We start from the raw sequence: 8,348 nt of genomic DNA on the forward strand, positions 1-8,348 counted from the left end.
CTTGATCTCCGCCGCCACACCCGCAGGCAGGTCGGCGGTCGTGGTCAGCAGGATCGGAGCACCGGCGACCGTCGCAGCGGGAGCCGCGGAGAGCGCATCCGGGAACACAGCACCCGACGCGACGTAGACAGTGTCGGATCCGTCCGCGAAGCCCGCCTTGGAGGTGTTGACCGCGACCTCGTATCGGTCCGCACCCGCGATCCGATCCACCAAGGTCGTGCCCGGCTCGAGCGTGAGCTCCAGCGACGAGTCCGACGCCTCGAGGGTGTCGTAACCGAGGTACTCGGCCTTCAGCGTCGCCGGACCGGTGAGGTCGGCCGGCAGCTCAGCCGTCGCCGCGAACGACCCGGCCGCACCCTCGACGCCCTCGACCTGGACGACTGGAGCCGTCACCGTCCACGAGCCGACCGTGAAGCGAACCGAACCGGCCACCTCGTGGCCATCCGCCGCCGACACCGTCGCCGTGACCGTACGAGCCGACTCAGCATCACCCGACTGCGCATCGCCGGACTGCGCGAGCGCCACCGACGTCGCGATCCGCTCCGCCTCCGAGCCCTGCAGCGAGAGCCACTGCGCCCGCGTCAGGTTGAGCACGGTGCCGTGACGCGGCACGGCGTTCGCGTTGGCGTCCGGCGGCAGGTCCGCACCCTCGACGCGCTCCCAGGAGCCCGAGTCGAGGTCGTCGCTGAACAGCGGCAGGTAGCCACCACCGTTGAAGTCATCGACGAACAGGTAGTGCCCATCGGTGCCGGACGGCACCGAGACATCACCCGGGTTGGCCTTGAAGATCGTCGGACCTTCCACGAGGTTCGTGATCGGCGGGGTCGTCTGCTCCTTCGTGACGCAGTCGGCCACCGTCGACCAGGCACCCTCCTCACCGCGGATGGTGGGAGCCCGAAGATCGGTCGACTTCTCGGCGATGATGTCGGTGCAGGTGCCCTCGCCGATCTCCTTCGTGTAGCGGTAGAAGGTGTCGCCCTCTTTGATGACGGTCGAGTCGATGCGGTCCCAGCCCTTCTGCCACACCTGCGGCTCCGAGAAGGTCTGGAAGTCGCGGGTGGTGGCGTAGAGGATCTGCGCGAGCTCCGCACCGGGCGAGTTCGCGTAGTCGCGGTCGCCGTCGGCGAACATCCGCGAGGCCCAGTACACGACGTACTCACCGATCGTGTCGTCCCAGTAGGCCTCAGGAGCCCAGGCCATGCCCGCGTTCTCCGGCGCCACCTCGACGTGCCGCTGCTCCGACCAGTTCACGAGGTCGGTCGACTCCCAGATCTCCAGCGAACGGCTGCCGTTCGTGAAGGCCTCGGTCCACGGCGTGCCGCTGCCGATCGAGAGGTCGGTGGCGAGCATGTAGAACTTGTCGCCCTCGACCGAGCGGATGATGAACGGATCGCGCAGACCCGTCGTACCCTCCGTCGATTCGAGCACCGGCTGACCGCCGTTGACGTCGTTCCAGTTCAGCGCGTCGTTGCCCTCACTCGCCGCGAGGTAGATCTTCTCTCCCTCGACGGTGTTCTGGCCCCCGGGCGCTCCCGCGAAGTACGCGAAGCCGTAGCCCTCGTCCGGCGTCGCGCGCGGCGACTCCTTCACCGTGAGCTCGAACGTGCGCGTGGCGGTCTCCTCGCCGGCCGTGGCGGTGGCGGTGAGCGTCACCGTGGTGTCACCTGCACCCCACGCAGGGCGCGTGACGGCACCGGGTGCCACCGGGCCGTCGGCCGCGGTCTCGCTGTCGGTGATGACAGCGGGATCGGACGACGACCAGGTGAGCTCCGAGCCGAACAGCGTTCCGGCGGCCGGCAGCTCGAGGCTTCCGAGCACCGGATCCGTTCCGGCCAGCACGAGTGCCTCGAGGTCGTCGGCCGCCTGCTGCGCCTCGGAGGGCAGCGGAGCGACGGTCACCTCGAACGTGCGCGTCTTCGAGGAGCTGCCGATCGTGGCGGTCACCGTGAGGGTGACCGTCGCCGGCTCCGAGCCGAACGCGGGGCGGGTGATCCGCCCGGAGGCCGAGACCACCGACTCGTCGCTCGAGGACCAGCTGAGGGTCGACGACCCGCTCGCCGACGCCGTCGGCAGCGTGAGGTCGGAGGTCAGCGACGAGGTGTCGCCGAGGTCGATCGCGGCCAGGTCGGCCTCGAGCACACCGTCGGCGTCGACGCCCGCGAGCTCGCTCACCGAGTCGGCGTCGAGCGCGCGGTCGTAGATGCGGAAGTCGCGCATCTGGCCCTTGAACAGCGGATCCGCCGCCCACGACGAACGACCCAGGTAGTTGAAGGTCGTCGTGCCGTTGCCGATGGCGCCGGGGGTCGTGGTGATGTTCGCGTTCGTGGCCACGAGCCGCTCGTCCTGGTACAGACGCGCCACACCAGGGCGCCCCGCGTCGCCGCCCGCGACCGTGTAGGTGACACGCACCCACTCCTTGGCGGGAAGGCGCTGCGCCGCCGCGGCCGACTGCTCCGCACCACCGCTCGAGGCGGTGATCGCAGCACGGTAGGTGTTGTTGTAGTCGCGCGCCGTGGCGAACAGGTAGCCGCTGTTGGCGGTCGACTGGTTGCCCAGCACGAACGCCATCGTATTCTGCGGCAGCCCGTCCTCCACGTAGAGGTCGAAGCTCACCGAGACCTCGTCGAGACCCGTGAGCAGGTTGTCCGGCAGCTTGATCCGGTTGCCGTTCGCCGTGGTGCCTCCCGTGAAGCGGAAGCCGTCGGCTCCCGTCCACTGCGGGGTGCCCTCGACCGTGGCGTTGCGGGAGTTGCCCGAGGAGTCGACCACGGCCGATCCGGTGGTCTCGTCGAGCTCGTAGTGCGCCACGAGCCCTTCGTCGATGCCGGGGGCCTCCGTGACGGTGACCTGCGCCGTGAGCGCGGTGCCGAAGCCCTCGACGCTGCCGTTCACGGTGAAGGATCCGGCCGTCGCGTAGGCGGCGGGGTCGATCTCGTCCCACGTGATGGTCGCGGCTCCGGTCGAGCCCGAGGTGTAGGTGGCGGGCACGGTGCGGGGGAGGCGCGGAGCCTCACCGGCGGTCGTGGTGACCTCGAACGAGGTCGTCTCGACGCTCTCGATGGTGTTGTAGGCCTCCTGCAGGCGCTCCTGCTCCTCCGCCGTGATGGGGAGTACGGTGCCGTGACGCGGCACCCCGGGAAGACCGGACGAGTCCTGCGCCTGCCAGGTGAGGCCCTTGTCGGTGGAGCGGAACGCGACGTAGCCGACACCACCGTGGTAGCCGGGCTGGTCGATGAACATCCACCAGGTGCCGTCGTCCTCCACATCCTTGAAGACAGTGGGCCCCTCACCGCCGGTGTAGGTGCGGGTGGAGCCGTCGATCGCGACGTAGCTCTGGCCGCGGCCGATCTCGCGGGTCACGAGCGACCACTCGTTCGGGTCCTCGGTGACGACCATCGGGTCGCCGCTGGTGGCACGGAGGGAGTCGGACTTCTGCAGGAGCACATTCATCGTGCCCTCGTCCTTGGTGAAGCGGTAGTAGGTGTCGCCGTCCTGGATGACGGTCGAGTCGATGAGACCCAAGCCCCGGCCGCGGCGCGAGTCGCTCCAGATCTGGGGCTCGGAGAAGGTGACGAAGTCGCGCGTGGTGGCGTACATCATCCGGTTGTAGGTGGCGAAGTTGTCGCGCGCCTCGGGAGCCGTGGCGGGGTCGTAGAGGTTCGAGGCCCAGAACACGACGTACTCGCCGATGGTCTCGTCGTAGTAGGCCTCCGGGGCCCAGGTGTTGCCCACCGTGGCCTCGTCGGACACCTTGACGTGGCGCTGCGGCGACCAGTTCACCAGGTCGGTGGACTCCCAGATCTCGAGGTAGAGGCTGCCGGTGCGCTGCGCGCGGCCGAAGTCGCCGCTCGGGTAGATCTTGAGGTCGGTGGCGACGATGAAGAACTTGTCGCCCTCGGGCGAGCGGATGATCATCGGGTCGCGGAGGCCCTCCTCGCCGAACGAGGTGGTGAGCACGGGGTTGCCGCCATTGAGTTCGTCCCACTCGAGGGGGCTGGAGCCCTCGCTCGCGCCGAAGTAGATCTCCTCGCCGGCGTCGGTCGACTCTCCGGCGAAGTAGGTGAACATGTAGCCGTCGGGATCGGGCTCGGCGACGGCGGCCTTGACCACGACGTCGAAGACGCGCGAGTCGGGCTCGCCAGCCGCGGGCGCAGTGGTGTCGGGCACAGTGGTGGCGGTGAGCTGCACGGGGGTGTCGGCCGCGCCGCGCGTGACCGCACCGGGGGCGATCTCGCCCTCGGCGGTGGCCGTGGGGGCGTCGGTGACGACCGCGGGATCGGAGGACGACCAGGTGACGGCGGTGCCGTCGGCGAGAGTGGTGGGGAGGTGGATGTTGCCGCGGATGTCGTCGGCGGAGGGGATGGCGATGGTCGCGAGGTCGGCGGGGGGCTCGGCCGGGACGACAGTGGGGGTGGCGGCTGCACCGAACGCGCTGACACCTGCGCCGGCTGTGCTGGCGGTGCTGGCTGCGCTGGCTGTGCCGGCTGCACTGGCTGTGCCGGCTGCACTGGCGGTGCTGCCCGGGCCGCTGGCGGCCGCTGGACCGGCCATCGCCAGCTGTGCTCCGCTGCCGGCCAGGAGTGCTGCCACCATGGCGGCGCACCACCTTCGGGCGTGTGTGGATCTGGACATCGATCTCCTCCTCGAGAAACGGTGTGAGCGCTCACATGACACTCCCGATGAACGTTAGAAGGTCGACAGGGGGCCTGTCAACGCGAAATGTGAACCTTCACATTTGGCTCGCGATGTGGTTAGAGTGATCGCGTCCGGGCCGGGTGCGGCCCGATCGGGAGGCGCTCTCGCGCGCTCGCTCAACGACGAGTCGAAGGTGACCCATGAAATCGAAGTCCCTGTTCCGCGCGGTGGCCGCAGCCGCCGCGTTCGCGGTGATCGGCACCGGCATCGCCGGCGGAGGTGCGATCGCATCAGCTGCCGAGCGCCCCGCCGACGGCCTCATCGGGGAATACGTCTTCTCGCAGACCACCGGTGCCGAGGTGCCCAACACGGCCACCGGCGACGGTGCCGTGGGCCCGGCGACCGTGGTGAACGGATCCGATGCCCGTTGGACCGGCGACTCCCTGACCTTCACCGGAGGCGGCAAGACCAGCGGCGCCAACTGGGTGCGGCTGCCCAACGACATCCTGGCCGGCGAGACCTCGGCGACCATCACCACCGAGGTCACCTTCGACGCCTCGATGAAGTCGACCTACAACTTCCTCTGGAACATCGGCAACGACGCCCCCACCGCCTACTACTTCGCCTCGGTGCGGGATGCGGCACGCACGGCGATCACCACCTCCTCGAACGCAGGCGAGGTCAATGCCCGTGGTTCGGCACTCGACGCCGGCCGCTGGTACAGCCTCACTTCGGTGATCGACGGTGAGGCCGGCACCATCTCGTTCTACGTCGACGGCGTGCGCGTGGCCCAGGCGGCCACCGCGCTCACCCCGGCCTCCATCACCGACCAGTCGCTCAACGCCATCGGCCGCTCGCCGTGGCCCGACCCGTTCTTCAAGGGCGAGGTGTCGGCCTTCCGTGTCTACGACCGCGCTCTCGCCGCCGAGGAGGTCGCCGCCGTCTCGGAGACGGATGCCGCCATCCACGCCGACGAGATGACCGCCGCCGCCCAGGCGGTGCTCGACGGACTCGCCCTCACCGACCTCGAGGTCGACGGCAACTACGTGGCGCTGCCGACCGCCGGTGGCCGCGTGAGCTGGACCACGTCGGATCCGGCGATCGTGGGGGCCGACGGCCGCGTGGTGCAGCCGAGTGAGGCCGACGGACCCGCCACGGTGACCGCGACCGCCACCGCGAGCGTGCGCGGCGTCACCGCGACCGAGAGCATCACGATCACTGTCGTGCCGACGAGCGACGAGGAGCGCCTCGACGCCGTCTCGGCCGGCTACGTGCTTCCTCCCGTGGTCGTCTCCGGATCCGTTCTCCCGCAGCCCGCCGAGGGCACCGAGGTGACCCTGCAGAACGCGCAGGGCATCGTGATCGCCGCCGACGGAACCGTCACGGCCGCACCCGGCACAGGTTCCGGCACCGGCACCGCCGCGGGCGAGCCCGTCACGGGCACCGTCGACGCCGTGGTCTCCGCCTCCGGATTCCCCGAAGCCACCGTGACCAAGACCTTCACCATCACGGTGCTCCCCGCCGAGGGGACCCAGCAGCTGCTGAGCTACCACCGCACGCCCACGAGCGAGAACGAGGCGAACAACGCCGACGTCGCGCTCAGCATGCACCTGGCCCTGAACGAGAGCGCGACCGAGAACCCGACCGCCACCGACTGGACCCCGCTCAACGAGAACTACGGCATCTTCTTCCCGAAGACCTCGGTGACGCCGCCGGCCGACGGCACCTCAGACGCCATCATCCGCAGCCTCGTGAACCCCACGGTCTTCCGCACCGCCGACGGCGGCTACGGCGTGATCGCCACCCGCACCGCCCGCGGCGGCGGCTCCGACGGCACGGCCGTCTCGAGCGTGCTCGTGGCCACCTCGGCCGACCTGCTCGACTACGACGAGATCGGCCTGCTCGACCTCGGTGAGACCAACGGCGTCAACGCCCCGCACGCGGTGTGGGACTCGTCGGCCGAGCACTACCTCATCGCCTGGACCGACGACTCCGGGGTCGCCAAGCACACCACCGTCGCCGATCTCGCCGACGCGAGCACGCGCGGCCCCGTCGTCGCCGGTGAGGTCAGCGCGCTGCCCTCCGTCGAGACCGCCGCAGGCATCGACGACTACGTGCCCGGCCGGTCGATCCCGGTCGACGCCGAGACCGTCGTCGCCCTCGAGGAGCGCTTCGGCCGCATCGTGAACACGGGCTACACGCCGTTCGACACCGTCGAGGCCGAGGTCGGCGCCGACGCGTCGGCCCTCGACCTGCCGGGCGCCGTGCAGCTCGACTACTCCGACGGCTCCACCGGATCGCTGCCCATCGCGAGCTGGGACACCACGGGCGTCGACACCGAGACCCCGGGCACCTACACGGTGACCGGCACGGTCAAGCAGACGCAGTACCCGATCCCGTTCGCCGACGAGCGCGCCGACCCCTCGGTGTACAAGTACGACTGGAACGGCACCACGAAGTACCTGATGATCGCCACCAACGACCTCTACGGCTCGAACATCGAGCAGCAGGGCGCCGCGAAGATGCCGATCCGCATCGCCGACTCCATCACCGGCCTCTCCGACGCGGCCGGTGCGACCGAGATCGACCTGCTGAAGCGGGGCGACACGGATGCGCAGGGCAACGTCATGACCGGATGCTTCTGGGCCCCCGAGTACCACGAGATCGACGGAAAGCTCTCGATCCTGTTCATGCCCTGCTACGGCCAGAACCCCGACATGTGGTCGGGCCGCGCCTCGATCATGCAACTGAAGCAGGACGCCTCGGGCGCCGACCTCGACCCGGCCGTGCCAGCGAACTGGACCAAGCCCGAGAAGGTGCTCCGCGCCGACGGCTCCGACCTCAACCAGGTGGCGGGCATCTCGCTCGACATGACGTTCTTCGAAGACGAGAAGGGCCAGGCGTACTACATCTGGCAGCACCTCGGTGCGCTCTTCATCGCGACCGTCGACCCCGAGACGCCGACCCGTCTCACCTCGGAGCCCGTGCGCATCCTCGCCCCCGAGTTCGCCTGGGACAACACGATCGCCGAGGGCCCCAACGTCATCAACCACGACGGCGTGCTGCAGCTGCTCTACTCAGGCTCGACCGTGGGCAACACCTACACCACGGGCCTCGCCACGGCGGACGCCTCGGGCGACACCGACCTCCTCACCGAGGCGGCCTGGAAGAAGCTCGACTACCCCATTCAGAAGTCGGGCGTCTACGACGGCGCCTGGCAGCTCGGCACCGGCCACGGCATGTGGTCGGAGGACGAGGACGGCAACCTGATCTACGTCTTCCACGCCCGCACCGACAACAACGGCCTGAGCGGACGCGACATGTTCGTGCGCCGCGTGCACTGGTCGGCCGAAGGGCTGCCCGTGCTCGACATGGAGCGCACCGAGGAGCTCGCCTCGCCGACCGTGACGCTCGACGTCGTGGTGACGGGCACGGAGCCCGAGCCCACGGTGGACGTGGATCGGATCGCGGGTGCGGACCGGTACGAGGTCGCGGTGAACACGTCGAAGGCCGGGTTCGCGGACGGGTCGTCGACTGTGTATGTGGCCTCGGGTGCTGTGTTCCCGGACGCGCTGTCGGCGGCTCCTGCTGCGACGGTCGCCGGTGCACCGATCCTGCTGACCACGACCGCCGACCTGCCTGCGGGTGTTGCGGCCGAGATCAAGCGGCTCGGTGCTTCGAAGATCGTGATCGTCGGTGGCACCGCCACCGTC

The 8,348-nt window shown here is 69.6% G+C and carries 2 protein-coding genes; one reads left to right on the forward strand and one right to left on the reverse strand.

Annotated features, from left to right (window positions below):
* On the reverse strand, nt 1-4,632 hold a 4,632-nt coding region (locus tag N1028_RS19630; protein WP_259531225.1), incomplete at its 3' end, for an immunoglobulin-like domain-containing protein.
* 203 nt (nt 4,633-4,835) lie between these two features.
* On the opposite strand from N1028_RS19630, the gene N1028_RS19635 reads away from it, so the two are divergent.
* Nucleotides 4,836-8,348 (forward strand): family 43 glycosylhydrolase (locus N1028_RS19635; RefSeq protein ID WP_259531226.1); only part of this gene is annotated, 3,513 nt, incomplete at its 3' end.

It is taken from the genome of Herbiconiux oxytropis (assembly GCF_024979315.1).
GTDB lineage: Bacteria > Actinomycetota > Actinomycetes > Actinomycetales > Microbacteriaceae > Herbiconiux > Herbiconiux oxytropis.